The sequence below is a fragment of the Micromonospora sp. WMMD1076 genome (assembly GCF_029581475.1).
Classification (GTDB): Bacteria; Actinomycetota; Actinomycetes; order Mycobacteriales; family Micromonosporaceae; genus Micromonospora; species Micromonospora aurantiaca.
On the sequence record NZ_CP120862.1, the window covers coordinates 5,724,787 to 5,749,033 of the forward strand.

Annotated in this window: 24 protein-coding genes and 1 other RNA gene; 8 read left to right on the top strand and 17 right to left on the bottom strand. The window is 74.0% G+C overall.

Annotation, left to right across the window (positions count from 1 at the left end; all coding sequences use genetic code 11):
* Nucleotides 1-118 precede the first annotated feature (118 nt).
* Both O7622_RS25720 and O7622_RS25725 read right to left on the bottom strand, forming a co-directional pair.
* A complete protein-coding gene (locus O7622_RS25720; RefSeq protein WP_282310726.1) occupies nt 119-3,142 on the bottom strand; it encodes a bifunctional [glutamine synthetase] adenylyltransferase/[glutamine synthetase]-adenylyl-L-tyrosine phosphorylase in 3,024 nt (1,007 codons plus the stop codon).
* Between the two features lie 2 nt (nt 3,143-3,144).
* On the bottom strand, nt 3,145-3,912 hold the full coding sequence (locus O7622_RS25725; RefSeq protein WP_282310727.1) for a type 1 glutamine amidotransferase: 768 nt from the start codon (nt 3,910-3,912) through the stop codon (nt 3,145-3,147).
* 58 nt (nt 3,913-3,970) lie between these two features.
* On the opposite strand from O7622_RS25725, the gene O7622_RS25730 reads away from it, so the two are divergent.
* A complete protein-coding gene (locus O7622_RS25730) occupies nt 3,971-4,900 on the top strand; it encodes an LD-carboxypeptidase (protein WP_282314228.1) in 930 nt (309 codons plus the stop codon).
* Nucleotides 4,901-5,062: 162 nt separating this feature from the next.
* On the opposite strand, the gene O7622_RS25735 is transcribed toward O7622_RS25730, so the two are convergent.
* A complete protein-coding gene (locus O7622_RS25735; RefSeq protein WP_282310728.1) occupies nt 5,063-5,959 on the bottom strand; it encodes a virginiamycin B lyase in 897 nt (298 codons plus the stop codon).
* 181 nt (nt 5,960-6,140) lie between these two features.
* Between O7622_RS25735 and O7622_RS25740 the strand changes: the two genes are divergently transcribed.
* Nucleotides 6,141-6,680 carry a hypothetical protein gene (locus tag O7622_RS25740; protein ID WP_282310729.1) on the top strand — a complete coding sequence of 180 codons (540 nt, stop codon included), beginning with the start codon at nt 6,141-6,143 and terminating at the stop codon, nt 6,678-6,680.
* Nucleotides 6,681-7,017: 337 nt separating this feature from the next.
* Here O7622_RS25740 and O7622_RS25745 read toward each other — a convergent pair whose 3' ends face one another.
* The 4 genes from O7622_RS25745 to glnA all read right to left on the bottom strand — a co-directional run bounded on the left by O7622_RS25745 (nt 7,018) and on the right by glnA (nt 10,061).
* On the bottom strand, nt 7,018-7,383 hold the full coding sequence (locus tag O7622_RS25745) for a VOC family protein (RefSeq protein ID WP_282310730.1): 366 nt from the start codon (nt 7,381-7,383) through the stop codon (nt 7,018-7,020).
* A 96-nt stretch (nt 7,384-7,479) separates the two neighbouring features.
* Nucleotides 7,480-8,172, bottom strand: coding sequence for a WYL domain-containing protein (locus O7622_RS25750; protein WP_282310731.1), 693 nt, complete (start codon nt 8,170-8,172; stop codon nt 7,480-7,482).
* Nucleotides 8,173-8,204: 32 nt separating this feature from the next.
* Nucleotides 8,205-8,630, bottom strand: coding sequence for a DUF350 domain-containing protein (locus O7622_RS25755; protein WP_282310732.1), 426 nt, complete (start codon nt 8,628-8,630; stop codon nt 8,205-8,207).
* Between the two features lie 81 nt (nt 8,631-8,711).
* Nucleotides 8,712-10,061, bottom strand: coding sequence for a type I glutamate--ammonia ligase (glnA, locus tag O7622_RS25760; protein ID WP_120568707.1), 1,350 nt, complete (start codon nt 10,059-10,061; stop codon nt 8,712-8,714).
* A gap of 203 nt (nt 10,062-10,264) precedes the next feature.
* Between glnA and O7622_RS25765 the strand changes: the two genes are divergently transcribed.
* Nucleotides 10,265-12,025, top strand: coding sequence for an NAD+ synthase (locus O7622_RS25765; RefSeq protein ID WP_282310733.1), 1,761 nt, complete (start codon nt 10,265-10,267; stop codon nt 12,023-12,025).
* Nucleotides 12,026-12,144: 119 nt separating this feature from the next.
* Complete coding sequence (gene panB / locus O7622_RS25770) at nt 12,145-12,990, top strand: 3-methyl-2-oxobutanoate hydroxymethyltransferase (protein WP_282310734.1); 846 nt, start codon at nt 12,145-12,147, stop codon at nt 12,988-12,990.
* 85 nt (nt 12,991-13,075) lie between these two features.
* Here panB and npdG read toward each other — a convergent pair whose 3' ends face one another.
* From npdG to O7622_RS25800, 6 genes are all read right to left on the bottom strand, one after another.
* A complete protein-coding gene (gene npdG, locus O7622_RS25775; protein WP_282310735.1) occupies nt 13,076-13,774 on the bottom strand; it encodes an NADPH-dependent F420 reductase in 699 nt (232 codons plus the stop codon).
* Between the two features lie 66 nt (nt 13,775-13,840).
* The gene (locus O7622_RS25780; protein ID WP_282310736.1) at nt 13,841-15,277 is read right to left on the bottom strand and encodes an RNB domain-containing ribonuclease; all 1,437 of its coding nucleotides are present in this window, start codon (nt 15,275-15,277) and stop codon (nt 13,841-13,843) included.
* A 62-nt stretch (nt 15,278-15,339) separates the two neighbouring features.
* Nucleotides 15,340-16,035: a histone gene (locus tag O7622_RS25785; RefSeq protein WP_282310737.1), complete on the bottom strand. Its 696-nt coding sequence runs from the start codon at nt 16,033-16,035 to the stop codon at nt 15,340-15,342.
* A gap of 77 nt (nt 16,036-16,112) precedes the next feature.
* Nucleotides 16,113-16,316, bottom strand: coding sequence for a hypothetical protein (locus O7622_RS25790; RefSeq protein ID WP_030273123.1), 204 nt, complete (start codon nt 16,314-16,316; stop codon nt 16,113-16,115).
* A gap of 89 nt (nt 16,317-16,405) precedes the next feature.
* Nucleotides 16,406-17,539 (bottom strand): hypothetical protein, encoded by a 1,134-nt coding sequence (locus O7622_RS25795; RefSeq protein WP_282310738.1) that lies wholly within the window; start codon nt 17,537-17,539, stop codon nt 16,406-16,408.
* Nucleotides 17,533-17,859, bottom strand: a complete 327-nt coding sequence (locus tag O7622_RS25800; RefSeq protein WP_282310739.1) for a PadR family transcriptional regulator — start codon at nt 17,857-17,859, stop codon at nt 17,533-17,535. Before O7622_RS25800 ends, O7622_RS25795 begins: the two co-directional genes overlap by 7 nt.
* A 68-nt stretch (nt 17,860-17,927) precedes the next feature.
* On the opposite strand from O7622_RS25800, the gene O7622_RS25805 reads away from it, so the two are divergent.
* From O7622_RS25805 to O7622_RS25815, 3 genes are all read left to right on the top strand, one after another.
* Nucleotides 17,928-18,995, top strand: coding sequence for a crosslink repair DNA glycosylase YcaQ family protein (locus O7622_RS25805; RefSeq protein WP_282310740.1), 1,068 nt, complete (start codon nt 17,928-17,930; stop codon nt 18,993-18,995).
* A 207-nt stretch (nt 18,996-19,202) separates the two neighbouring features.
* Nucleotides 19,203-19,574 carry a hypothetical protein gene (locus O7622_RS25810; protein WP_013287772.1) on the top strand — a complete coding sequence of 124 codons (372 nt, stop codon included), beginning with the start codon at nt 19,203-19,205 and terminating at the stop codon, nt 19,572-19,574.
* Entirely contained in the window at nt 19,571-20,056 is a 486-nt protein-coding gene (locus O7622_RS25815; protein ID WP_282310741.1) for a roadblock/LC7 domain-containing protein, read from the top strand. Before O7622_RS25810 ends, O7622_RS25815 begins: the two co-directional genes overlap by 4 nt.
* Before the next feature lie 133 nt (nt 20,057-20,189).
* Here O7622_RS25815 and O7622_RS25820 read toward each other — a convergent pair whose 3' ends face one another.
* The 4 genes from O7622_RS25820 to rnpB form a co-directional block, all read right to left on the bottom strand.
* Nucleotides 20,190-21,146 carry a threonine/serine dehydratase gene (locus O7622_RS25820; RefSeq protein ID WP_282310742.1) on the bottom strand — a complete coding sequence of 319 codons (957 nt, stop codon included), beginning with the start codon at nt 21,144-21,146 and terminating at the stop codon, nt 20,190-20,192.
* A gap of 188 nt (nt 21,147-21,334) precedes the next feature.
* The gene (locus tag O7622_RS25825) at nt 21,335-21,730 is read right to left on the bottom strand and encodes a VOC family protein (RefSeq protein WP_282310743.1); all 396 of its coding nucleotides are present in this window, start codon (nt 21,728-21,730) and stop codon (nt 21,335-21,337) included.
* Between the two features lie 446 nt (nt 21,731-22,176).
* Nucleotides 22,177-22,515 (bottom strand): immunity 51 family protein, encoded by a 339-nt coding sequence (locus O7622_RS25830; RefSeq protein ID WP_282310744.1) that lies wholly within the window; start codon nt 22,513-22,515, stop codon nt 22,177-22,179.
* A 264-nt stretch (nt 22,516-22,779) separates the two neighbouring features.
* An RNA gene (gene rnpB / locus O7622_RS25835) (RNase P RNA component class A) lies at nt 22,780-23,188 on the bottom strand.
* Nucleotides 23,189-23,447: 259 nt separating this feature from the next.
* Between rnpB and O7622_RS25840 the strand changes: the two genes are divergently transcribed.
* Complete coding sequence (locus O7622_RS25840) at nt 23,448-24,209, top strand: sulfite exporter TauE/SafE family protein (RefSeq protein ID WP_282310745.1); 762 nt, start codon at nt 23,448-23,450, stop codon at nt 24,207-24,209.
* The last annotated feature ends 38 nt before the right edge of the window (nt 24,210-24,247 follow it).

Below are 24,247 nucleotides of genomic sequence, written 5' to 3' on the forward strand. Positions count from 1 at the left end.
CCCCGCCCACCTGTCCCGTCGATCTTGCACTTGTGGCCGCTCGTTAGCCGGAAATGGCCCTTTCGCCGGGGCCATGAGTGCAAGATCTGCGCCGAGAGTGGGGCGGGGCGGGAGGGGGCTACAGCGGGGACTCCAGGATTTGCTGGACGACCGTGCGGGAGTGGCGGCCGGTGCGCAGGTACTCGTCGAGGAACTCGCCCTGGTCCTCTCGCCCCAGCAACCGCACCACACCGGCCAGCTCCACCCCGTGCCGGGGCAACTGGTCGCCGGCCCGGCCGCGTACCAGCATCAGCGCGTCGCGCACCTCGGCCGCGAGCGTCCAGCCGGCGGCCAGCTCGGCGGCGTCGGACGGGTCGAGCAGACCGGCGTCGCGGGCGGCGGCGAGAGCGTCGAGCGTACGGGTGCCGCGCAGGGCGGGCACCTGACCGGCGTACCGGAGCTGGAGCAACTGCACCGCCCACTCGACGTCGGCCAGCCCGCCCCGGCCCAGCTTGGTGTGGGTGGCCGGGTCGGCGCCGCGGGGCAGCCGCTCGGTCTCCACCCGCGCCTTGATCCGGCGGATCTCGACCACCTGCTCGCGGCTCAGCCCCTCGGCCGGGTAGCGCACCGGCTCGATCATGGCCTCGAACTCGGCGCCCAGGTCGGCGTCGCCGCAGACGAACCGGGCGCGCAGCAGCGCCTGCGCCTCCCACACGCGGGACCAGCGCGCGTAGTACTGGGCGTACGCGGCCAGGCTGCGCACCAGCGGGCCCTGCCGGCCCTCGGGGCGAAGGTCGGCGTCGACGCCCAGCGGCGGGTCGGGGGCGGGCGCGGACAGCAGCCGGCGCAGCTCCTCGGCGATGGCGTGCGCTGCGGCGCTCGCCGCGCTCTCCTCCACCCCGGGCGGCGGGTCGTGGACGAACAGCACGTCGGCGTCGGAGAGATAGTTCGACTCGTACCCGCCGAGCCGGCCCATGCCGATCACCGCGAAGCGCAGGCCGGGCGGTCCGGGGTGGACGGTACGGGCGGCGCGCAGCGCGGCCGCCAGCGTGGCGTCGGCGACGTGCGACAAGGCGGTGCCGACAGCCGTCACGTCCACCACTGTGGGCCGGCGTTCCCCGCCGCCGACCGGGCGCGGGGTGAGCGGGGCGAGCGAGCCGGCGCGGCTGAGCACGTCGGCGGCGGCGATCCGGACCAGTTCCCGGCGGCGCAGCGCCCGGACCGCCCGGATCGCCTCCACCGGGTCGTCGTGGCGGGCGGCAGCCGCGGCGAACCCCTCGACGAGCGTCTCCCGTGGACGCGGGGTCAGCTCGCCGTCCTCGGCGAGCAGCCGCAGCGCCTCCGGTTCGCGGGCCAGCATGTCGGCCGCGTACCGGGACGAGGACAGCACCCGGGCCAGCCGGCGCGCCACCGGGCCGGAGTCGCGCAGCAGGCGCAGGTACCACGGGGTGCTGCCGAGCTTGTCCGACACCTGCCGGTAGTTGAGCAGGCCGCGGTCCGGCTCGGGGGCGTCGGCGAACTCGTCGAGCAGCACCGGCAGCAGCGTGCGCTGGATGGCGGCGGTCCGGCTGACCCCGCCGGTGAGCGCCTGGAGGTGCCGCAGCGCGCCGGCCGGGTCGGCGAAGCCGAGCACCTCCAGCCGGTGCCGGGCCGCCTCGGGCGTGAGGCGCAGACCCTCGGCCGGCACCCGGGCCACGGATTCCAGCAGCGGCCGGTAGAGCAGTTTGGCGTGCAGCCGGCGTACCTCGGTGGCATGGGTGACCCACTCGGCGCGGAACTCCTCGACGGCGCTGCGGCCCGGCGTGGCCGCGTAGCCGAGCGCGGCGGCGAGCCAGCGCAGCGCGGCCGGTTCGGTCGGCACGGTGTGGGTGCGGCGCAGGGCCTGGAGCTGGAGCCGGTGCTCGACGGCGCGCAGGAAGCGGTAGCCGCGCAGCAGCGCCTCCCCGTCGGCGCGGCCCACGTAGCCGCCGGCGACGAGCGCGCGCAGCGCCGGCACGGTGCCGGGCACGCGCAGCGACTCGTCGCCCCGCCCGTGCACGAGCTGGAGCAGCTGGACGGCGAACTCGATGTCACGCAGCCCGCCCGGGCCGCGCTTGATCTCGCGTTCCAGCTCCTTCGCCGGCACGTTGTCGAGGATCTTGCGGCGCATGGACCGGACGTCCTCGACCGCCTCGGGGCGTTCGGCGGCGGTCCACACGAGCGGGGCCAGCGCGTCGATCCACTCCTTGGCCAGCTCCAGGTCACCGGCGGCCGGGCGGGCCTTGAGCAGCGCCTGGAACTCCCAGGTGCGGGCCCAGCGCTTGTAGTAGGCGAGGTGGCTGGCGAGCGTGCGGACCAGCGGGCCCCGGTTGCCCTCGGGTCGCAGCGCCGCGTCGACCGGCCAGGCCACCAGCCCGCAGATCTGGATCAGCCGGGTGGCGATCTGGGTCGCGGCGGGCAGGTCGTCGTCGGTGGCGGAGACGAAGATGACGTCGACGTCCGAGACGTAGTTCAGCTCGTCGCCACCGCACTTGCCCATCGCCACCACTGCCAGCCGGGGGCGCGGGGTGCCCTCGGGCAGCTCATCGGCGGCGATGTCGTGGGCGGCGGCCAGCGTGGCGTCGGCCAGCCCGGACAGCGCCGCCATGGTCTGCTCCAGGCCGCGCCCGCCGGTCAGGTCGGCCGCCGCGACCCGCAGCAGTGCGAGCCGGTACGCCTGCCGCAGCAGCGGAACCGCGCCGGTGACGGTGGTGAGCCGGGCGGCGACGCCGAGGTCGAGCCGCCCTTCAGCGGTGGGGGCGAGCCCGTCCGGCTCGGTCGCCAGCGCGGCCCACTGCCCGGGGTTGGCGACCAGGTGGTCGCCGAGCGCGGACGAGGCGCCGAGCACCGCGACCAGCCGGCGGCGCAGCCCGGGGTCGGCGGCCAGGGCGTCGCGTACGGCCACCTCGTCGCCGGAACGCCGCTCGGACTCGACCAGCCGGTGCAGCTGACGCAGGGCCAGGTCCGGGTCGGCGGCGCGGGACAGCGCGGCGAGCATCTCGGCGGCGTGTTCGCCGGCGGGTTCCTGGGTGTCCGGCCGCCACAGGGCGAGCCCGTCCGGGCCGAGCAGGTCCGCGGCGCGGGTGGCGCCGTCGCCCTCGGCGAATCCGTAACGGGCCAGGCGCCCGCGGGCCGGCCGGGTCACCGTCAGGCCCCGAGCAGCGGCAGGCTGCGGCGCGGGTTGTCGTCGCCGAGTTCGCCGAGCGCGAGCGCGGCAAACCGGATAGCGAACGGCTGCCACGCCTCCTCGACGTCGGCCATCACCCGGTCGCAGGCGGCCACCACCAGCTCCGGGTCGTAGCCCAGCTCGGCCAGGACGGCCGAGTCGCGGGACCACTCGGCGATCATCGCGGTGTCGCACTCGATGTGGAACTGCAGGCCCCAGGCCCGGTCGCCGAGGCGGAACGCCTGGTGCGGGTAGCGGGTGGACGCGGCGAGCAGCGTCGCGCCGTGCGGCAGCTCGGTGATCTCGTCGGCGTGCCACTGGAGCACGTCGGGCATCAACGGCACGTACCGGAACAGGGGGTCGTCCTCGGCGGCGTCGCGCCGGCCGACGAGCGCCGGACCGACCTCCGGACCGGACGGGCTGCGTTCGACCCGGCCGGCGTGCGCGGTGGCCAGAAGTTGCGCGCCGAGGCAGACGGCGAGCGTGGGCACCCGCCTGCGGACCGCCTTGCGCAGCAGCCCTTCCAGCGCCGGGAACCAGGGCGCGCCGGGGCCGCCGTCCGGCCCCGGGTATGCCTGCTGGTCGCCGCCGAGCACCACGAGCGCGGCGTACCCCTCCAGGTCGGCGGGGAGCGGGTCACCGGCGTGCGGACGCAGCACGCGCAGCTCCAGGCCCCCTTCGGTGAGCCACTCCCCCAGGCGGCGGAGGTCGTCTGTCGGGTCGTTCTCGATCACCAGCGCGGTCGCCACGACGTCGAGGCTAGCCGGTACGCCCGACAGGGCACGGTCCGGCAGGCCCTAGGCTCCGATCGTGCCTGACGACTGCCTGCGCCCACCGGCCCTGCGTCCCGGGGACGCGGTGATGCTGGTGTCCCCGTCCGGACCGACCCGTCCCGAACGGGTGACCCGCGGCATCGATCTGCTCACCGGCTGGGGGCTGCGGCCGGTGCCCGCGCCCAACGCGTACGCCAGGCGGGGTTACCTGGCCGGCGACGACGCGCTGCGGGCCGCGGACCTGAACGCGGCGTTCGCCGACCCGGAGATCCGCGGGGTGATCTGCACCCGGGGCGGCTACGGCGCGCAGCGGGTGGTCGACCTGATCGACATGGCGGCGGTACGCCGGGATCCGAAGGTGGTGGCCGGGTTCTCCGACATCACCGCGTTGCAGTTCGCGCTCTGGCGGGGCGCCCGCCTGGCCGGGGTGCACGGGCCGGGCGCCGCGTGGCGGGACGAGCGCACGCCGCTCCGCTCGGCGGAGTCGCTGCACGCCGCGCTGACCAGCACCGAGCCGGTGACGGTGACGGCGGTCGAGGCGGAGGAGACGTACCCGGTGCGGGTGCCCGGCCGGGCCGAGGGCCGGCTGCTCGGCGGCAACCTGTGCCTGATCACCGCGTCCATCGGCACGCCGGACATGCCCGACCTGACCGGGGCGATCCTGCTGGTCGAGGAGGTGCAGGAGCCGCCCTACAAGATCGACCGGATGCTCACCCACCTGCGCCGCTGCGGCGCGCTGGACGAGATCGCCGGGGTGGCGGTCGGCCAGTTCACCGAGTGCGCGGACGACTGGGACACCACTGTCGTGGACGTGCTCACCGACCGCCTGGGCGACCTGGGCGTGCCGATCCTCGGCGGCCTGCCCATCGGCCACGGCCCCAACCAGCTCACCGTCCCGGTGGGTACCCCCGCCACCCTGGACGCCACCACAGGCACCTTGACGGCAACCGCCGCCGTCCGCTGAGCCCCCGCCCCGCCCTGCCCCGCCCCGCCCTGCCCCGCCCTGCCCTGCCCCGCCCTGCCCTGCCCCGCCCCGCCCTGCCCCGCCCCGCCCCGCCCCGCCCCGCCCCGGCGATCATGAGGTTGGCGGCAGTTCAGAGATCCACAACTGCCGCCAACCTCATGATCAACGCGCCGAGGGTGGGGGGAGGTGGGCCACGGCGCCGGTCTCCAGGGCCGCCCAGACGGCGCCGTCGGGGGTGACCGTGAGGCCGTGGGGTTCGGAGGCCGGCATGGGCAGGGTGTGGGCGGTGATGTGGCCGTCCGGGTCGACGTGGCCGATGCGGTTGGCGCCCCACTCGGTGAACCAGCAGCCGCCGGCCGGATCGGCGACGATCGCGTGCGGGCGCGCCGCCCGGTCCGGCAACGGGATCTCGTCGACCCGCCCGTCCGGCGTGATCCGGCCGATCTGCCCGGCGACGATCTCGACGAACCAGAGCGCGTCGTCACCGCCCCGGGTGATGCCGACCGGTCCGGCCGCCTCGGTGGGCAGCGGATGCACTGTCACCGACCCGTCCAGGCCGACCCGGGCGATCGCGTTCGCCTGGTTGAGCGTGAGCCAGAGCGCGTCGTCCGGACCGGCCGCCAGCATCGACGGGAAGCCCTTGGTCACCGGCAGCGGGAAGGACGTGACCTCCCCGTCGACGCTCACCCGGCCGACCGTGTCGTCGCCCATGCCGGCGTACCAGAGCGCGCCGTCCGGCCCCGCCGCCAGCCCGCAGGGGCCGCAGCCGGGCGGCAGCACCACCGAGCCGGTCTCGCCGTCGACTGTGATCCGGCCGAGCCGGTCGTCGCCCGAGCGGGTGTACCAGAGCGCGTCGTCCGGACCGGCGACGATGATCAGCGGGCGGCTGCCCGGCGGGTCGTCGTGGTAGGTCCGTACCTCACCGTCGAGGCCGAGCCGGGCGACGCCGCCGGAGCCGGCCAGCGCCAGCCAGGGCGCGCCGTCGGGCCCGACCGTGATCGAGTACGGCCCGGAGCCCGGCCCGGTGAGCGGGATCTCACGGATGGCGGGCTGTGTCATCGAGTGGCCTTTCGTCGGGTTTCGCCCAGCCTTGCGGGCTTACCCGCGCCGCGGCAACGCAAATAAAACGGGCCTTCCGGACGGGATTTCCAGCTCGCTGACAGGTTCGCCACGGGTGGCCCTCAGTTCCGGCGACCACTGTCGGTGACGTCATCGCACCACCACCGAACAGGAGAATCGCATGATCCGCACGATGTCGAAGAAGCACCTGCTGGCCGGCCTGGCCGCCGCCGGCGTGCTCGGCGTCGGGATCGCCGCCCCGACGGTGGCGCTCGCCGACGACAAGAGCCCGAACCCGTCTTCGAGCGCCAGCAGCACCACCGACCAGGGTGACGACCGCAGCCAGAAGCACGCCGACCGGCGGGCCGAGTTCGCCGAGGCGCTCGCCAAGGAGCTGGGCGTCTCGACCGACAAGGTCACCGCGGCGCTGGAGAAGCTGCACGAGCAGCGCCAGGGTGACCGCCCGGAGCGGCCGTCGACCGAGGACCGGCAGGCCGCGCTGAAGGAGCGTCTGGACCAGGCCGTCACCGACGGCAAGCTCACCCAGGAGCAGGCCGACGCGGTGCTCAAGGCCGCCGAGGCGGGCGTGTTCCCGGGCCCGGGCTGGGGCGGTCCGGACGGCAAGCCCGGCCACCACGGCAAGGGTGGCGACAAGGGCGGTCCGGAGGGCAAGGCCGACCAGGGCGCCGAGGCCGGGCAGGAGGGCCAGGGCGGCAAGTGACGCGGTGGCCCCGCCGCCCCTCACCGGCCGTTCCCTCCTCCTGGCCGGCGCCCGGCGGGGCCACCCACGCCTGATCCCCTCGGATCGCGGCGGGGTGGTGGTGCACTCGCACCGCCACCCCGCCGCGGTCGTCTCAGCGCAGGTACGGCCCGTCCACGCCGACCGTGCCCGGCACCGGCCGAGCCGCCCACCCCGAAGTCGCCGGCCGTGACGGTGCCGGCCAGGTGGTCGCCGTAGTAGGCCCGGCCGGTAGTGGCGGGCGGGCAGGTCGGCCCGCAGTCGATCCGGGCGCCCTGCTCCCGGCCGGCGACCGGCCAGTCCGGGAGCAAGGGCGCGCTCAGCCCTGGGCGGGCGGGGTGAAGACGCCGAGCAGGTTGCCCGACGGGTCGCGCAGCAGGGCACGCACCAGACCGGCAGGCGTGGTCACCGGCGCCGTCAGAACGGTGCCGCCGGTCGCCTCCGCCCGGCGGCAGGTCTCCGGCACGTCCGCCACCTCGGCGTAGAAGATCGCGTAGTTGCCGGTGCCGGTGTCCCGGATCGCGCCGCCGATCCCCCGCTCACCGCCGGCCGCCGTCTGCCGGTACGACCCGCCCGGGCCGCCCTGCTCGTCGAAACTCCAGCCGAACAGCTCGGTGTAGAACCGCTGCGCCTCGTCCGGGCGGTCGGAGCCGATCTCGAACCAGGTCACGGGCGTGCTGGACATGCTTCCTCCTGCGATCCGCGCCGGCGGTCGCCGGCGTCGTCAGGATTCAGCGTGCTACCGGGTCACGACAGCGTCCTGTCGGTGTTTCCACCCGGATCAGACCAGGCTGAGCGGGCGCACCCGGTCGACCGGCACGTCGAGGTCGCCGGGACGCAGCTCCCGGGTCACCGGCTCGGCCAGCGGATGCACCGACAGGATCCGGTCGGTGCGGAAACAGCGCAGACCGTCGCGCAGCCGGCACCAGGCGACCAGGTACCAGTGCACCGAGTTGCCCAGGTAGGCCAGCGGCTCCACATCGCGCGCCGAATCGACGCCGCCGCGGTCGGCGTACCGCAGGCGCAGCACCCGCCCGGCGGCGACCGCGTCGGCGACGGCGGCCGGAACGGGCGTGCCCGGCCCGTCGCCGACCAGGTGCACCCGGCCGGCGAGCCGGTGCGCCTCGGCCACCGCAGCCGGCGGCATCACCGCGACCAGCTTGCGCAGCGCGGCACCGGCCGCCGGGGCGAACGGTGAGCCGCCGAGCCGGTGCAGCGCGACGGCCATCGCCACCGCCTCGGCCGCTGTCAGGTTGACCGGCGGCAGGGTGCGGGCCCGGTCGACCACGTAACCGCCGGTGCGGCCCGGCTCGGCCCAGATCGGCACCCCGGCGCCCTGCAACGCGGAGATGTCACGCTCGACGGTGCGGGTGCTCACCTCGAAGCGGCGGGCCAGCCAGCTCGCGCTGCGCGGGCGCGGCGACACCGCCCGCAGCTCCTCGACCAGGGCGTAGAGACGGTCGGTGCGGTTCACCCCCGGACGCTAACCCGGGGGTACGACACCGCTCAGGCGATGCAGGCGCAGACGATCAGTGCGGCGCCGAAGTGGGTGGCGGCGCTGACCCGGGCCGCCGGGTGCGGCTCGTCGGCGGCGATGACGTCGCCCAGCCTGCCCGGGGTGAGCAGGTCCAGCACCAGGAACGCCAGCGCCATCACCAGCAGGCCGACCAGCCCGAACACCACAGTGGACGCGAGCCCCTTGGTGAACGAGCTGTAGCTGGTCAGCACGGCGGTGAAGACGATGCCGGCGATGCCGAGCTGGTTGGCGGCGAGCAGCAGCGCGGCGTTGCCGTTGCGGCGTACCCAGATCAGCTCCCGCAGCTTGCCCGGGGTGAGCAGGTCGACGAGCAGGAATCCGGCGGCCATCAGGGCGACCCCGACGATCCCGAACACGATGCTCTGCCACGCCCCGTCGAGCAGATCTTCCAGCACCAACGCCTCCCCGGCTCACGCCCGCCCGGCGGTGGTGCCGGGGCGGTGCCGCAGACGATAGCGGCACCGCGCCAGCGTGATCTAGAGCGAGAGGTAGCGCTGCCGCTCGTACGGGGTGACCTCGCGGCGGTACTGCTCCCACTCGGAGCGCTTGTTGCGCAGGAAGAAGTCGAAGACGTGCTCGCCGAGCACCTCGGCGACCAGCTCGGAACCGGCCATCACGTCGATCGCCTCGGCCAGGTTCTCCGGCAGCGCCTCGTAGCCCATGGCGCGGCGCTCGGCGCTGCTCAGCGACCAGACGTCGTCCTCCGCGCCGGGGGGCAGCTCGTAGCCCTCCTCGATGCCCTTGAGGCCGGCGCCGAGCATGACCGCGAACGCGAGGTAGGGGTTGGTCGCGGAGTCCAGCGAGCGGACCTCGACGCGGGCCGAGTTCGGCTTGCCGTACGCGGGCACCCGCACCAGCGCGGACCGGTTCAGGTGACCCCAGCAGACGTACGCGGGGCTCTCGGTGATCCGGTCCGGCAGCGCCTGCGGGAACAGCCGCTTGTACGAGTTGACCCACTGGTTGGTGACGGCGGTGTACTCCCGGGCGTGGGTGAGCAGCCCGGCGATGAACGACTTCGCGACCTTGGAGAGCTTCATCGGGTCACCGGCGTCGTGGAACGCGTTGCGCTCCCCCTCGAACAGCGACAGGTGCGTGTGCATGCCGCTGCCCGGCTGGTCGGTGAACGGCTTCGGCATGAAGCTGGCCTGCACGCCGGTGGAGAGCGCGACCTCCTTCACCACGTGCCGGAACGTCATGATGTTGTCGGCGGTGGTGAGCGCGTCGGCGTAGCGCAGGTCGATCTCCTGCTGGCCCGGGGCGACCTCGTGGTGGCTGTACTCCACCGAGATGCCGATCCGCTCCAGCGCCAGCACGGCCTGGCGGCGGAAGTCCCGCGCGACGGCGTGCGTGGTGTGCTCGAAGTAGCCGCCGGTGTCCACCGGGATCGGCACCGAGCCGTCCTGCGGGCCGTTCTCCAGCAGGAAGAACTCGATCTCCGGGTGGGTGTAGAAGGTGAAGCCCTTGTCGGCGGCCCGGGAGAGCATCCGGCGCAGCACGTGCCGCGGGTCGGCCCAGGACGGGCTGCCGTCGGGCAGCGAGATGTCGCAGAACATCCGGGCGCTCTCGCCGCTGACCCCGCCCTCGAACGGGAAGACCTGGAACGTGGTCGGGTCCGGCATCGCCACCATGTCCGACTCGAAGACCCGGGCGAAGCCCTCGATCGCGGAGCCGTCGAAACCGATGCCCTCGTCGAAGGCCGCCTCCAGTTCCGCGGGGGCCACCGAGACGCTCTTGAGCGTGCCGAGCACGTCGGTGAACCACAGCCGGACGAAACGGATGTCCCGCTCTTCCAGCGTGCGGAGGACGAACTCCTGCTGACGGTCCACTTCCACCCCTCGTGACACGTACGTCCGCACCGGTCGGGCCGGCCCGGCCTGACCGCCCAGTCTCCACCGGGCTCGTTACGCCGACGTTACGCCTTTCCCGGCCGGCCGTCCCGCCGTGTCCGGCCCGCCGGACGCGCGCGGTGCCGCCCCGGTATCCCGCGACCTGTCGGATTCGGCCCGGACGGCTGAGGGAAGATGGAGGCATGCCCACCCTGCGTCTCGCCCTGTGCCAGGTCAACCCGACGGTAGGCGACCTCGCCGGCAACGCCGGCCTGGTCCGCTCGTGGACCCGTCGGGCCGCCGACGCCGGCGCCCAGCTCGTCCTGTTCCCCGAGCTGATGCTCACCGGTTACCCGGTCGAGGACCTGGTGTTCCGCCGCTCGTTCGTGGCCGCGTCCCGCGCCGCGCTGCACCGGCTCGCCGCCGACCTGGCCGCCGACGGCCTCGGTGAGCTGCCGGTGGTGGTCGGCTACCTGGACGCGGACGGCCCGCCGCAGGTCAGCTCCGACGCCCAGCCGGGCCGGGGCGCCCGCAACGCGGCGGCGGTGCTGCACCGGGGCGAGGTGGTGGCCACCTACTTCAAGCACCACCTGCCCAACTACGGCGTCTTCGACGAGGATCGCTACTTCGTGCCCGGTGACACGCTCAGCGTGGTGCGCGTCGGCGGGGTGGACGTGGCGCTGACCATCTGCGAGGACCTGTGGCAGGCCGGCGGCCCGTTCGCGGTGGCCCGGGAGGCGCGCGTCGGGCTGGTGCTGAGCATCAACGGCTCGCCGTACGAGCTGAACAAGGACGACGCGCGGCTGCCGCTGGTGCGCCGGCGCGCCGCCGAGGCCGGGGCCGCCATCGCGTACGTGAACATGGTCGGCGGCCAGGACGAGCTGGTCTACGACGGCGACTCGATGATCGTCGCCGCGGACGGCACGCTGCTGGCCCGGGCGCCGCAGTTCGTCGAGCACCTGCTGGTGCACGACCTGGAGCTGCCGGCGGCAGCAGGTGCGCCCGGCGGGACCGGCGCGCTGAGCGACGGGATGCGCGTGACCCGTCACGACATCCCGGCGATCCCGGCCGCGCCGGCCGGACCGGCTGTGGACGGCGGCACCATCGAGCCGGTCGCCGACGAGGCCGAGGTGTGGCACGCGCTGGTGCTGGGCCTGCGCGACTACGTCGACAAGAACCGTTTCCCCTCGGTGGTGCTCGGCCTGTCCGGCGGCATCGACTCGGCGGTGGCGGCGGCCATCGCCGTGGACGCGGTCGGGCCGGAGCGGGTCGTCGGCGTCTCGATGCCCAGCCAGCACTCCTCCGAGCACTCCCGCACCGACGCCGAGGACCTGGCGAAGCGGACCGGCCTGGACTACCGGGTCGAGCCGATCCAGCCGATGGTGGACACGTTCCTGGCGAACATGTCGCTGTCCGGGGTGGCGGTGGAGAACCTCCAGGCCCGGGTACGCGGCGTGATCCTGATGGCGCTGTCGAACCAGGAGGGCCACCTGGTGCTCACCACCGGCAACAAGAGCGAGCTGGCGGTGGGCTACTCGACGCTCTACGGCGACTCGGTGGGCGGCTACAACCCGGTCAAGGACGTCTGGAAGACGCTCGTGTGGCGGCTGGCGAAGTGGCGCAACGCGGACGCGGTACGGCGCGGGCAGACGCCGCCGATCCCGGAGAACTCGATCGGCAAGCCGCCGTCGGCCGAGCTGAGCCCCGGCCAGCTCGACAGCGACACGCTGCCCGACTACGACGTGCTCGACCCGATCCTGATCGGCTACGTCGACGGCGACCTGGGCCGTGACGGCCTGGTCGAGTCCGGCCACGACCCGGCCGTGGTGGACAAGGTGCTGCGGATGGTGGATACCGCCGAGTACAAGCGACGGCAGTCCGCGCCCGGCACCAAGATCTCGATGAAGGCGTTCGGGCGGGACCGGCGGCTGCCGATCACCAACCGGTGGCGCGAGGACGGCTGACCGCTCCCCCGGCCGGGGAGTGACATCCTCCACTCCGACCTGCCCGTGGCCCGCCGCCCGGTGCGACGATCGCGGGGAACCCGGGGACCGCGTGCGCGGCCTCGAGGAAGGAGATTGTCATGGTGGAGTCCACCCCGGCCGAGGTGACCGCCCTCTACGGCGGGCCGGCCACCCGCCGGGTCCGCGCTCGCGACCTGATCGCCGCCAAGGAGCGCGGCGAGCGCTGGGCGATACTGACCTCGTACGACCAGTACACGGCCTCGATCTTCGACCAGGCGGGGATCCCGGTGCTGCTGGTCGGCGACTCGGCGGCGAACAACGTCTTCGGCTACGAGACCACGCTGCCGGTGACCGCCGAGGAGCTGCTGCCGCTGGTGCGTGCCGTGGTCCGCGCCACGAAGCACTCGCTGATCGTCGGTGACCTGCCGTTCGGCTCGTACGAGGAGGGCCCGGCGCAGGCGCTGCGCACCGCTGTGCGGTTCATGAAGGAGGGCGGCTGCCACGCGGTGAAGCTGGAGGGCGGGCGGCGCTGCGCCGCCCAGATCGAGGCGATCACCGGCGCCGGCATCCCGGTGATGGCACACATCGGATTCACCCCGCAGAGCGAGCACACGCTCGGCGGCTACCGGGTGCAGGGCCGGGGCGAGGCCGCCGAGGAGGTGCTCGCCGACGCGCGGGCGGTCGCCGAGGCGGGCGCGTTCGCGGTGGTGCTGGAGATGGTGCCGGGTGAGGTGGCCAAGCGGGTCACAGCCGAGCTGTCCGTCCCCACAGTCGGCATCGGGGCCGGCCCGGACACCGACGGGCAGGTGCTGGTCTGGCAGGACATGGCCGGGTTGCGGACCGGCCGGGCGCCGCGCTTCGTGAAGCGGTACGCCGACCTGGCAGGCGCGTTGACCGACGCCACCCGCCGGTTCGCCGACGAGGTGCGCGGCGGCGAGTTCCCGGCGGCCGAGCACACCTTCTGAGAGGTAAGGAAGGGCCCCTTCTTAACGCCTCGCGTAGAGAAGGGGCCCCTTCTTGACACGCGCCGCCGCGACGGCGCGCGGCACGTCAGAGGTCGGTGACCCGGATGCCGGTGTGCGCCTTGTAGCGCTTGTTGATCGCGATCAGGTTGGCGGTGAACGCCTCGATCTGGTGGGCGTTGCGCAGCCGCCCGGCGTAGATGCCCCGCATGCCGGGGATCCGCGCGGCCAGCGCGCCGACCACGCCCACGAGTTCGCGGTCCTCGGTGCAGATCAGCACGTCCAGGTCGATCCGGTCGATCTCCGGGTCGGCCAGCAGCGGCGCGCTGACGTGGTTGAACGCGGCGCAGACCCGGGACTCGGGCAGCAGCGCGGCGGCCTGCTGCACGGCGCTGCCCTCGGCGACGGTGAGCGCGTACGGGCCCTGCTTGTCGAAGCCGAGCGGGTTGACGCAGTCCACCACGATCTTGCCGGCCAGCGGTCCGGCGAGCGCGGCGACTGTGGCCGCGTGCCCGTCCCACGGCACCGCCACGATCACCACGTCGCTGCGCCGGGCGACGTCCTCGTTGTCGCCGCCGGAGACGACGGCACCCTCCGGTACGTGCGGCAGGGCGGCGATCTCGGCGGCGGTCTGGACGGCCCGCTCGGCGGTGCGGGAGCCGATCAGCACGGTCTGCCCGGCCCGGGCGAACCGGTAGGCGAGACCCCGTCCCTGGTCGCCGGTGCCACCGATGATGCCGACGGTCAGCCCGGAGACGTCGGGCAGCGTGGTCTCGTCGTAAACCATGGGCTCATCCTCGCAAAGCGCGACGGCGTGCGGTGCGTCCCGATGCTGTGACAATCGCCGCGCTGTTCACGCCCGTTCGAAGGCGACCCGGCGCTGGACCGGGTCGGCGACTGTCAGCCGCACCCGGACGCGCTCGCCAAGCGGCAGCTCACCGGTGCAGCGGGCGCGCACCGGCGGTTCGTCGAGTGCGATCGTGCCGGCGGGCGGACGGCCGGGGCGGCCGTTGCCCGCCGGGCGCGGTTCGTCCACGTCGAGCACTGCCGCCTCGAACGTCTCCCCCACCCGGTGCGCGAGCAGCACCGCCTCGGCCAGTTCCACGGCGCCCCGGGTGGCCGCCCCGGCGGTCCGGTCGGTCGCGGCCATCACCTCGGGCAGCTTCGGCAGCGCGGCCCGGACCTGCTCGGGCACCTCGCGGCCCTCGTGCAGCGCCAGGCAGACCTCCGTGGCGTAGCGGTCGGCGAGGCGGCGCAGCGGCGCGGTGACGTGCGCGTACGCGGCCGCCACCCCGCCGTGCTCCGGCTGCTCGGGCGGCGCGCCGTCGAAAGCGGTGTACGCCGCGCCGCGCATCAGCTCGGCGGCCTGGTCGACGAAGGCGGCCACCCGGGGGTGGGAGGTGTCCAGCCCGTCGAGCACCTGACCCACGGGTGTGCCGTCCGGCCAGGGCACGCCGAGCGGCCCGGCGGCGAGCCGCAGCCGTTCGACCGCCTCCGGTCGGGGTCGGGGCATGGTGCGCAGCAGCCCGATCCGGCCGGCCAGCATGATGCCGGCCGCGGCCATCCCGGTCAGCAGCGAGATCTGCGCGTTGTGCTCCTCCATCGGGCCGGGGCCGCGCAGCACCAGCCGCCACCCGTCACCGTCGGGCTCGACGTCCTGCTCGGGCAGCGGCAGATTGATCGCGCCCCGGCTCAGGCCGCGGGCGGTGAGCAGCGCCCCGATCTCGGGCAGCAGGGCGATCGGCTCGGGCAGCCGGCCGGCGTCGGCGTCGCGCTGCACGCCGCCGTAGTCGAGCTTGGCCCGGCTGCGCACCAGCGCCCGCTCCAGCGTGACCGCCACCGTGGCGCCGTCGGCGTCCAGGTCGACGGTCCAGAGCACGGCGGCCCGGTCGACGTCGGGCAGCAGGCTGGCCGCCCCCTCGCTGAGCGTGTGCGGGTGCAGCGGCACGTTGCCGTCGGGCAGGTAGACCGTCTGCCCGCGGCGCCACGTCTCGGCGTCCAGGTCACCGCCGAGGCGTACGTGGGTCAGGACGTCCGCGATGGCGTACCGGACGCGGTAGCCGCCGCCGGGACGGCGGGTGAGGTGCATGGCCTGGTCGAGGTCGCGCGAGGTCGCCGGGTCGACGGTGACGAACGGGATGTCGGTCCGGTCGGCGACCGCCGGTGGCGGCGCGGCGGCAGCCAGGTCGGCCTCGCGCTGCGCCGCGGCCGGGAAGTCCTCGGGCAGTCCCAGCTCGCGGCGCAGCGCGCCGAAGTCGATACGGGGCGCCAGTACGCGTCGGATCACCACGCGGTCAATCCTGACAGCGCCCCGCACGTTCCGCTCCCCGGGAGGGAGCGGTGTCCGCGGCGTCAGGCGCGGCGGGCCGGCGCCTTACGTGCGGTGGTGCTCTTGGCGGCGGTGCTCTTGCGAGCCGGCGCCTTCTTCGCGGCGGTGGTCTTCTTCGCCGTGGTGGTGGTCTTGCGCGCGGTCGTGGTCTTGCGCGCCGGCGCCTTCTTCGCCGCCGCCTTACGCGCCGTCGGGCGCGTCGAGGCGGTGGTCTTCTTCGCCGCCGAGGTGACCTTCCGCGCGCCGGTGGTCTTCTTGGCCGCCGTCGTCTTCTTCGCCGCCGCCGTCGTCTTGCGGGCCGGCGCCTTCTTCGCGGTCGCGGTGGTCCGGGGCGTCGTGGTCTTCCGGGCCGCCGTGGCCTTCTTCGCCGCCGTCTTCTTGGCCGCCGTGCTCTTCGTCGCGGTCGCCTTCTTCGCCGTGGTCTTCTTCGCCGGCGCGGTCTTGGCGGTGGCCCGGCCGGCCGGCGCCGTACGAGCTGTGGTCTTCTTCGCCGTCGTCCTGCTGGTGGTTGCCTTGGTGGCCGGCGCCTTACGAGCCGCCGACACGACCTTCCTGGCGGCCGCCTTCTTGGCCGCCGCCTTCTTCGCCGGTGTCCGTCCGGCGCCGGCGCCCGAGGCGTTCGGCGACGCCTTGGTGACCGTCGTCGTCCTGCCCGCGGCGGTCCTCTTCGCGGTCGTCCGTTTCGCGGCCGGGCGGGTGGCCTGCTGTGCTTCGGCCATCTCGGTTCCCTTTCCTGGGGACGTGCTCTCGCCCTCGCGGAGCACGGATCACCTCGACGCGGGCCCTCCCGCGCCGTCTAGCGGCCCTCCCCGGCCCAACGGGCGTCCTCGGCGTCCCACGCGTCGTTACGCTCCCGCACTGTCTGCAGGGCGTTGTCCGCGTCGGCGGCTGAGGCGTACGGTCCGAGAACGTGCTTGGCGGGGCACACGTCGGCATCGGTCTCGACCCGGTGGTGTCGCGTGCACCAGTAGTAGTGCCCACCACTTCCGTCGTCGCTCATGCGATCACTGTGCACCGGGAACCGCCCGGCCGCCACCGGAACGGCACAAATAGTCACGGCCTTCTCCACATTAGACCTGGTCGGGGCGGTTACGGCGGGGAACGGCGGAAGACCCGGAGATGCCCGCCCTCGTCCGAACGGCCGGTACCGGCGCGGGTGCGAACCGGACAGGATCGGCGCTCGTGATCACCACGACGACGGGCACCGGGGTCTGTCCGCGATGCGGCGCGACGCCGGGCGCTGAGCTGGGCCTGACCGTCAGGCGGGTGCCGGGACGGGCTCCGGACCGGGTACGGCGGCGGGTGCCGGGCGGGCCGCCGCGATCGCGTACGCCAGCGCGTATGGCGTGCACGCCAGGTGGAACATCGGCTCGACGAGCACCCGGTCGGTGATGAGGAACCGTTCCCACCCGGTCGGCCGGGGCAGCCCGAACGACGAGTCGGTCCAGCAGGTGAACAGCCAGAGCGGCGCGGAGATCCGGTCCACGCGTCCGGTGGCAGGCCGTCCGCCACCGGCGCGGTGGCCGGGATCGAGGTGACCACCGCGAGCACCACCGCCGCGTCGGCCGCCACAAGCGCGCCGAGCAGCCCGGCCGACCACGCGAGCCGGACCCGGCCCCGGCGCGCCAGCGCCCCGGCGGCCCAGAGCGCCGCCGTCAGCAGCGCCAGCCAGAGCAGCAGCCCGGGCACCGTCTCCCACGCCCGGCTCTCACCTCGCGCGGCGAGCAGCGCGAGCGTCGCGGTCGCCGTCGCGGCGATCGGCAGCACCACGCCGAGCGCGGTGGGCAGCGCCCCCACGCGTACGGTCCGGCGCGCGGCCCGGGTGACTCCGAGCGCGAGCGCCGTGCCGAACAGCGCGGTGAGCGCCGACCAGGTCGGCAACTGCGCGGCGGCAGCCCACGGCACGCGCATCTCCAGCCATCCGTGGGTCAGGGCCATCACCGCCCCGGCGAGCACGAGGACGGCGACGCACGCCGGCGGCGCGAGCAGCAACACCCCCGCGGTACGCCCCGAACGCCGCGACCCGGTCCGGCCGGTCAGCGGCGTGGCCGCCCGGCGCGCGGCCAGGCTCGCGGCGAACCGGACCATCCCCCAGCGGCGGCCGGTGCGGGCCAGCTCGTGCAGCTCGGCGGCCCACTCCCGGGCCAGGTCGGTACGCAGCTCCGCCGGCCACCTGCGCACCGCGACCCGTAGCAGCAGCGCCGCCACCCGCCAGGTCACCACGCCGGCGCCCCGGCCGGGTCGGCGCCGCCGGCCCGTTCGGAGGGTACGAGGGCACGCAGCTCGGCCAGTGCCAGCCGGGCCGACCGGATGCCCTCGCCGGTCAGGCGGTAGTAGCGGCGGGCCGGACGACCGGCGACGACCGGGTCGACGTCCTCCCAGTCGGCGGCGAGCCAGCCGGCCGCCTGGAGGCGGTGCAGCACCGGATAGAGCGTCCCGCTGGGCAGGCCGGTGAGCCGCATCAGGTCGAGGCCGTAGCGCGGCGCCTCGGGCTCGGCGAGCAGCGCCGAGAGCACCTTCGCCACCGGGATGGTCAGTCGCACATCCGGACTCTATCGGAACTCTACATAGGGTGCGGTCCTCGACGGGCCGACGGACTAGCCTCGCGGCTGTGACCCCGCACCTGCTCGACCGCGCCACCGCCCGCCGGATCGCCGTCCGCGCTCAACTGCTCGACGCCCACCGGCCGGCCGACCTGCTGTCGACTGTGGACCGGCTGACGTTCCTGCAGATCGACCCGACCGCCGCGGTCGCACCCAACGCCGACCTGGTGGCCTGGACCCGTTTGGGCGCCGGCTACCACCCGAGCGATCTGGTCCGCGCCCTCGAACAGGAGCGCAGCCTCTTCGAGCACCGGGCCATGATCAGGCCGATGGCCGACCTGGCCCTGCACCTCGCCGAGATGGCCGCCTGGCCCCCCGACGCCCGACGCCGGGACTGGCTGGCCGCCAACGACAGCTTCCACCGCTACGTGCTGGACGTGCTGCGCGACGCCGGCCCCCGGCTCAGCCGGGACATCGAGGACCGCAGCGTCGTGCCGTGGCCGTCCACCGGCTGGACGAACAACCGCAACGTCACCCAGATGCTGGAGTTCCTCGCCGCCCGGGGCGAGGTCGCCGTCGCCGGGCGGGCCGGCCGCCAACGCACCTGGGACCTGGCCGAACGGGTCTACCCGGCCACCGCCGCGGTCTCCGCCGAGGAGGCCGCGCGGCGACGCGCCGAACGGCGGCTGGGTTCGCTCGGCGTCGCCCGGGCGGCCGTGGTCGGCGACGCGGGCGAGCCGGCGCGGATCGAGGGTACGTCCGGCGTCTGGCGGGTCGCCCCGGCCGCGCTGGACGACGCGCCGTTCACCGGCCGCACCGCACTGCTCTCCCCCTTCGACCGGCTCGTGCACGACCGGGTCCGCGCCAAGGAGCTGTTCGACTTCGACTACCGGCTGGAGATGTACGTGCCGAAGGCGCAGCGGCGCTGGGGCTACTTCGCCCTGCCGGTGCTGCACCACGACCGGCTGGTGGGCAAGGTCGACGCGACCGCCGACCGCAGGGCGTCGGTGCTGCGGGTCGACGCGATCCACCCGGACGTGCCCTTCACCCCGGAGCTGACCACCGCCGTGCACGCCGAGATGGCCGCGCTCGCGTCCTGGTCGGGCCTGCGCGATCTACGCCTCCCAACCCGCTGAGGACGGCGTCGTAGCAGCCCAGCCGGAAATCGGCCATCGGGCGGCGCGTCCCCTTTGCGGGGACCGGTGGCCGGTCCGGGAGGGACCGCTCAGGTGGATCATCAGCGGTCCGGATGCAGGTCGCGACTCCATATGCGAGCCTCGACGGACCGTATCCGCTGCCCGCCCGCTCCGGCGGACAGCGGCCCGAGCTGGGGAGAGAAAATCGTGGGCAACCTTGACATCGCGCTGAAGAACGCGATGAACATCGACGGCGCGATCGGGGCCGCGCTCGTCGACTACACAAGCGGCATGACACTCGGCGTCGCCGGGGGCACCGGCGAGATCGACCTGACCGTCGCCGCAGCCGGCAACACCGACGTCGTACGCGCCAAGCTGCGCACCATCGAGATGCTCAAGCTCGACGACGAGATCGAGGACATCCTGATCACGCTCGGCAGCCAGTACCACCTGATCCGCCCGCTGAGCAACCGCACCGGCAAGGGCCTGTTCCTCTACCTGATGGTGAGCAAGAGCCGGGCCAACCTCGCGATGGCGCGGCACCAACTGCGCACGATCGAGGAGAGCCTGGAACTGTGAGCCGGGTGGACGACCTCCCCCGCCGTACCCGCCCCCAGGCCGGCACTCTGCCGCCGCCGCGCGCGCTGCCACAGTCGCTGGCCGGCAATCCGGCGCTGCCGTACCCGGCCATCGGCCAGGAACTCTCCGTGCTGCGGTTGCAGATCCCCGGCGTGCACGGCTGCGTCCTCGGTGGCGTCGACGGCCTGCTCGTCACGCACAACCTGCAGAACGGCGCCGACCCGGACGACCTGGCCGCGCTCGCCGCCACCATGTACGGACTCGGCCGCCAGGTCGGGTTCCGGCTCGGACAGGGCGACTTCCAGCAGTCCACGGTGCGCAACGCGGGCGGCTACCTCAGCGTCTACGCGATCAACGGAGAGGCGCTGCTCGCCGTGATCGGCACGGACAGCATCAACGTGGCGCGGCTGCACCTGCACGCCCCGACCACAGCGGCCCGGCTCGCCGAACTGCTCGACGGCGTCAGCCCGGCCACGTCCTGACGTACGCCGGTCGTCCCGGTGCCACCCGTCCGGACCGGAGGCGACCGGCGTACCCCCGGGTTCCGTCGCTGATGTGGCGCGGCGGTCGCGCGCTTGCCTCGGCGGTCGCGCGGCTCGGCGGTGGGTACGCCTGTCAGACGCCGAACCGGCCGGCCCACGCGGTCACGTCGGCGACCGTGGCGTTCCCGCCGCAGACCACCAGGCCGATCCGGGCGTCGTCGCCCACCCGCTCGACCACCCGGCGGGCGGCAGGAAGCAGGCACCCGGCAGCGGGCTCGGCCCACACCTTGGCGCGCTCGGCCAGTTCCAGCGTGCCCCGCACCGCCTCGGCGTCGGAGACCACGAGGACGTCGCTGACCAGCGCCGTCACATGGTCGTAGGTGAGCTGCGAGACGCTCGGCGCGCTGAGCGTGGTGACGATCGACGACAGCGGCACCTCGACCGGGCCGCCCTTCGCCAGTGCCTGCGACATCGCCTGCGCGCCGTCGGTCTCCACACCCCAGATCCGTACCCCCGGCCGGCGCGCCCGCAGCGCCGCCGCCACACCCGAGATCAGCGCGCCCCCGCCGATGCTGACCAGCACGTCGGTCAGCTCACCGGCGTCGTCGGCGAACTCCAGCCCGACAGTGCCCTGCCCGGCGAGCACAATCGGGTCGTCGAACGGGTGCAGCAGCGTGACGCCCTCGTCCCGCAGCCGGTTCATCAGCGCGAACGCGCCGACCATGTCCTCGGTCAGCCGTACGTCCGCCCCCGCGGCGCGGGCCACCTCGACCGCGCGGGCGGGCGCCGTCCGGGGCATGACCACTGTCGCCGCCACCCCGAGCGCGCCGGCCATCACCGCGACCGCGATGCCGTGGTTGCCGCCGCTGACCGCTACCACCCCGGCCGCACGCTCCGCGTCGTCCAGCGCGAGCAGCTTCGCCGCCGCGCCCCGGGCCTTGAACGAGCCGGTACGTTGCAGCAGCTCCAGCTTGGCGGTGACCGGTACGCCGAGCAGCTCGGTCAGTCCCGGGCTGGGCACGGTCGGGGTGTGCACGACGACGTCGGCGATCCGGTCGGCGGCCGCCTGGATGTCCGCAAGCTCGATCACCACCGCAGCGTGCCACACGAGCCCTCACTCCCCGCGCCATCCCCGCCGTCGCCGGCTCCCCTCTCCGCCCGCGCCCGTCGATCTTGGGCGTTGTGGCGCCCAGAACGCCCCCATCCGCGAAGTTCGAGAGGTGCCACAACTCCAAGATCGATGGCTGGGGCTGGGGGCGGGCGACCGTTCGGTCGCTGTCACGATCGGGTGGCGGCCACCTCGGCGTCGCTGCGGAGGATGCAGAACTCGTTGCCCTCCGGGTCGGCGAGCACCACCCAGCCGGTGCCGTCGGGCTCACGCCGGTCGGCCACCACTGCCGCGCCCAGCCCGGTCAGCCGGGCCAGTTCCTCGTCGCACGTCCCCTCGACCGGGCGCAGGTCGAGGTGGATACGGTTCTTCACCTGCTTCGCGTCCGGCACCTCGATGAACAGCAGCCGGTGCCGCCCGTCCCGCGAATAGATCATGCACTCCTCGTGGCCCGGCTCGTTCGGGTCGTCCGGGTCCTCCCGGTAGTCGAGGACGGCTGCCCACCAGCGGGACAGGGCGAAGGCGTCGGCACAGTCCACGGTGGTGTGGGACACGTAGGAGGTCATCACCGGATCATCGCAAGTCCTGACGGCCCCGGGGCGCCCGGCCGCTCCCGGACCGACCACCGGCTCCCTAGGTGTCAGCACCGCTGACGGACGCATCGCCGGCAACCAGTCCGACGTCGAGCGCGGCCGGGAAGTCCAGCAACTCACGCCGCGCGACCTCGTCATGTGTGCGGTGGTTCAAGAAGTCCGACGTGACTCGACCTCGCAGAAGGCGATGCACCCGCGCAGGGGCGACGGCACGTCGACCGGCACGTCCGCCATCGCCTCTCCTCCCGTCAGCCCGCCGCGACAAGTGACGGGCGGTCGATGCCAGCGCCACAACCGCCTGGCACTCCTGCGAATTCGGCGGCCACTCCGGAGCCACGGCCTCGTGATCGTCGAGGAGGTTGCCGGGTGGACATTGCGTGGAGCGCCACGTCTCCCTCGTCAGCCGCCGGCTTCAGCTGTCAGTCGTCGAACTCGAACCCGCGCGCTTCGGCGTCAGTGACCAGCCGCCGCATGCGTCGGCCGTTGGTGGCGACCGCGTTCATCAAGGCCTCCAGCTCTTGCAGCGCGCCTCGATCGGCACCGTAGGCGCAGAACATGCCGGCCTCGGGGTCGTAGGCGAATCGACCTTCGAGCGTCGGAGCCTCGGTGCTGACAAGAACCGCCGCGACGCCTGCCCAGAAGTACCCGTTGGGCTCGTGACCAAGCTCCCCGATCACACTGTCGACTGGAGTAGTCCCGGCATCCAGCAGCAGCGAATACTGTCCGGGAGTGGTCTCGATCAGTCTGAGCAAGGTCATCTTCGAAGCCTGACAGTGGTCGGTGGTCGGGGCAAGATCCGGAAGTCTCCGTCACGCGCTCAGTTCCGCTCCTCCAGGCGGCGCGGTCATCTGCAAACCTCACACTGAACGGGCACGAGGTGCTGCGAATGTTCGATCCGGCGGGGCTGTCCGGTATCACGACCGACAACGGCAGCGGGGGCGACGTGACCAGCGACGTAACGACGGTGCTGTGGCGCCCCCTGGGACGGCGGGAACTCGGCCTCGTCCGCGAGGCAGGGGCGACGGACGAGTCGACCTGTACGCCGGATTCTGTGCCCGGCACGCCCGTAGGCGCACCGGCGGCGGCCATCCATCTCGGCCTGCCGTTGCCGGCAGGCTCCAGCGGCCTACCCGCAGACATCGGGCGGGCAGCCCTCAAGCGTCTGCGCGGGTCGTCATCTTGCGGTGACGGCCCTTTCTTGGCCTTGCTCCGGGTGGGGTTTACCGAGCCACCCCGGTCACCCGGGGTGCTGGTGGGCTCTTACCCCACCGTTTCACCCTTACCGTCCCGTTACGGGCCGGCGGTCTGTTTTCTGTGGCACTGTCCCGCGGGTCACCCCGGGTTGCCGTTAGCAACCACCCTGCCCTGTGGAGTCCGGACGTTCCTCGGCGACAGGCCGGAGCCCGTCGACGCGACCGCCCGGTCGACTCGTCCGTCGCGCTCTCATCCTAACGACGCACCGGTCGCGCCCATTTCCGCCCCGGCACGCCATCGCGCGTCCGCCACTTCGGCGAGGTGGCGGCATCAACCGGCCCGCGATACAGCCACTTCCCCGAACTGGCGGCCGCCAGCCGCCCGGGCGGCCCAGCCGCCCGGGCAGGCCAGCCACCCCGGCAGCCCGGGCCGGGGCCGGGCCGAGGCCGGGCCGGGGCGTTCGACCGGGCCGCGAGCGTACTAGCCTCGGGGGACCATGGATCTCTCCGACGCCGCGCTCCTGCTCGCCGCCGGTCTCGCCGCGGGCACTGTGAACGCGGTGGCCGGTGGGGGCTCCCTGATCACCTTCCCGGCGATGATCGCCACCGGCCTGCCGCCGGTGGCGGCGAACGTCTCGAACTCGGTGTCGGTCTTCCCGGGGTACGTGGCGAGCGTGGCGGGCAGCCGGGTGGACCTGCCGCGCGGTCGGGAGCTGTGGTCGCTGCTGCCCACCGCCGTCATCGGCACGATCGCCGGGTGCGCGCTGCTGCTGGCGACCCCGGCGCGCGCGTTCGAGCTGGTGGTGCCGTTCCTCGTGCTGGGCGCGACCGCCGTACTCGCGTTCCAGGGTCCGCTGCGCCGGCTGGTCGGCCATCCGGAACGGTTGGGCGCGCGCCGCCGTACCGTCACGGTGCAGATCATGGTCGCGCTCGGCACTGTGTACGGAGGCTACTTCGGCGCGGCCCTCGGGGTGATGCTGGTGGCCGGGTTGGCGCTGGTGCTGGACGCGACGCTGGCCCGGGTGTCGGCGGTGAAGAACCTGCTCTCGGCCGTGGTGGGGCTGACCACGCTCGTGGTGTTCGCCCTGTTCGGCCCGGTGAACTGGGCGGCCGTCGCGGTGGTCGCGCCGGCCACCCTGTTCGGCGGGTACGCGGGCGCGCGGCTGGCCCGCCGGCTTCCGCAGGTGGTGTTGAAGACGGTGATCGTGGTGTTCGGCACGGCCATCGGGTTCTACCTGCTGTGGCGTGCGCTGACCTGACCCCGCCGGGCCGGACCGAGGGCCGGGCCGGGGCCGCG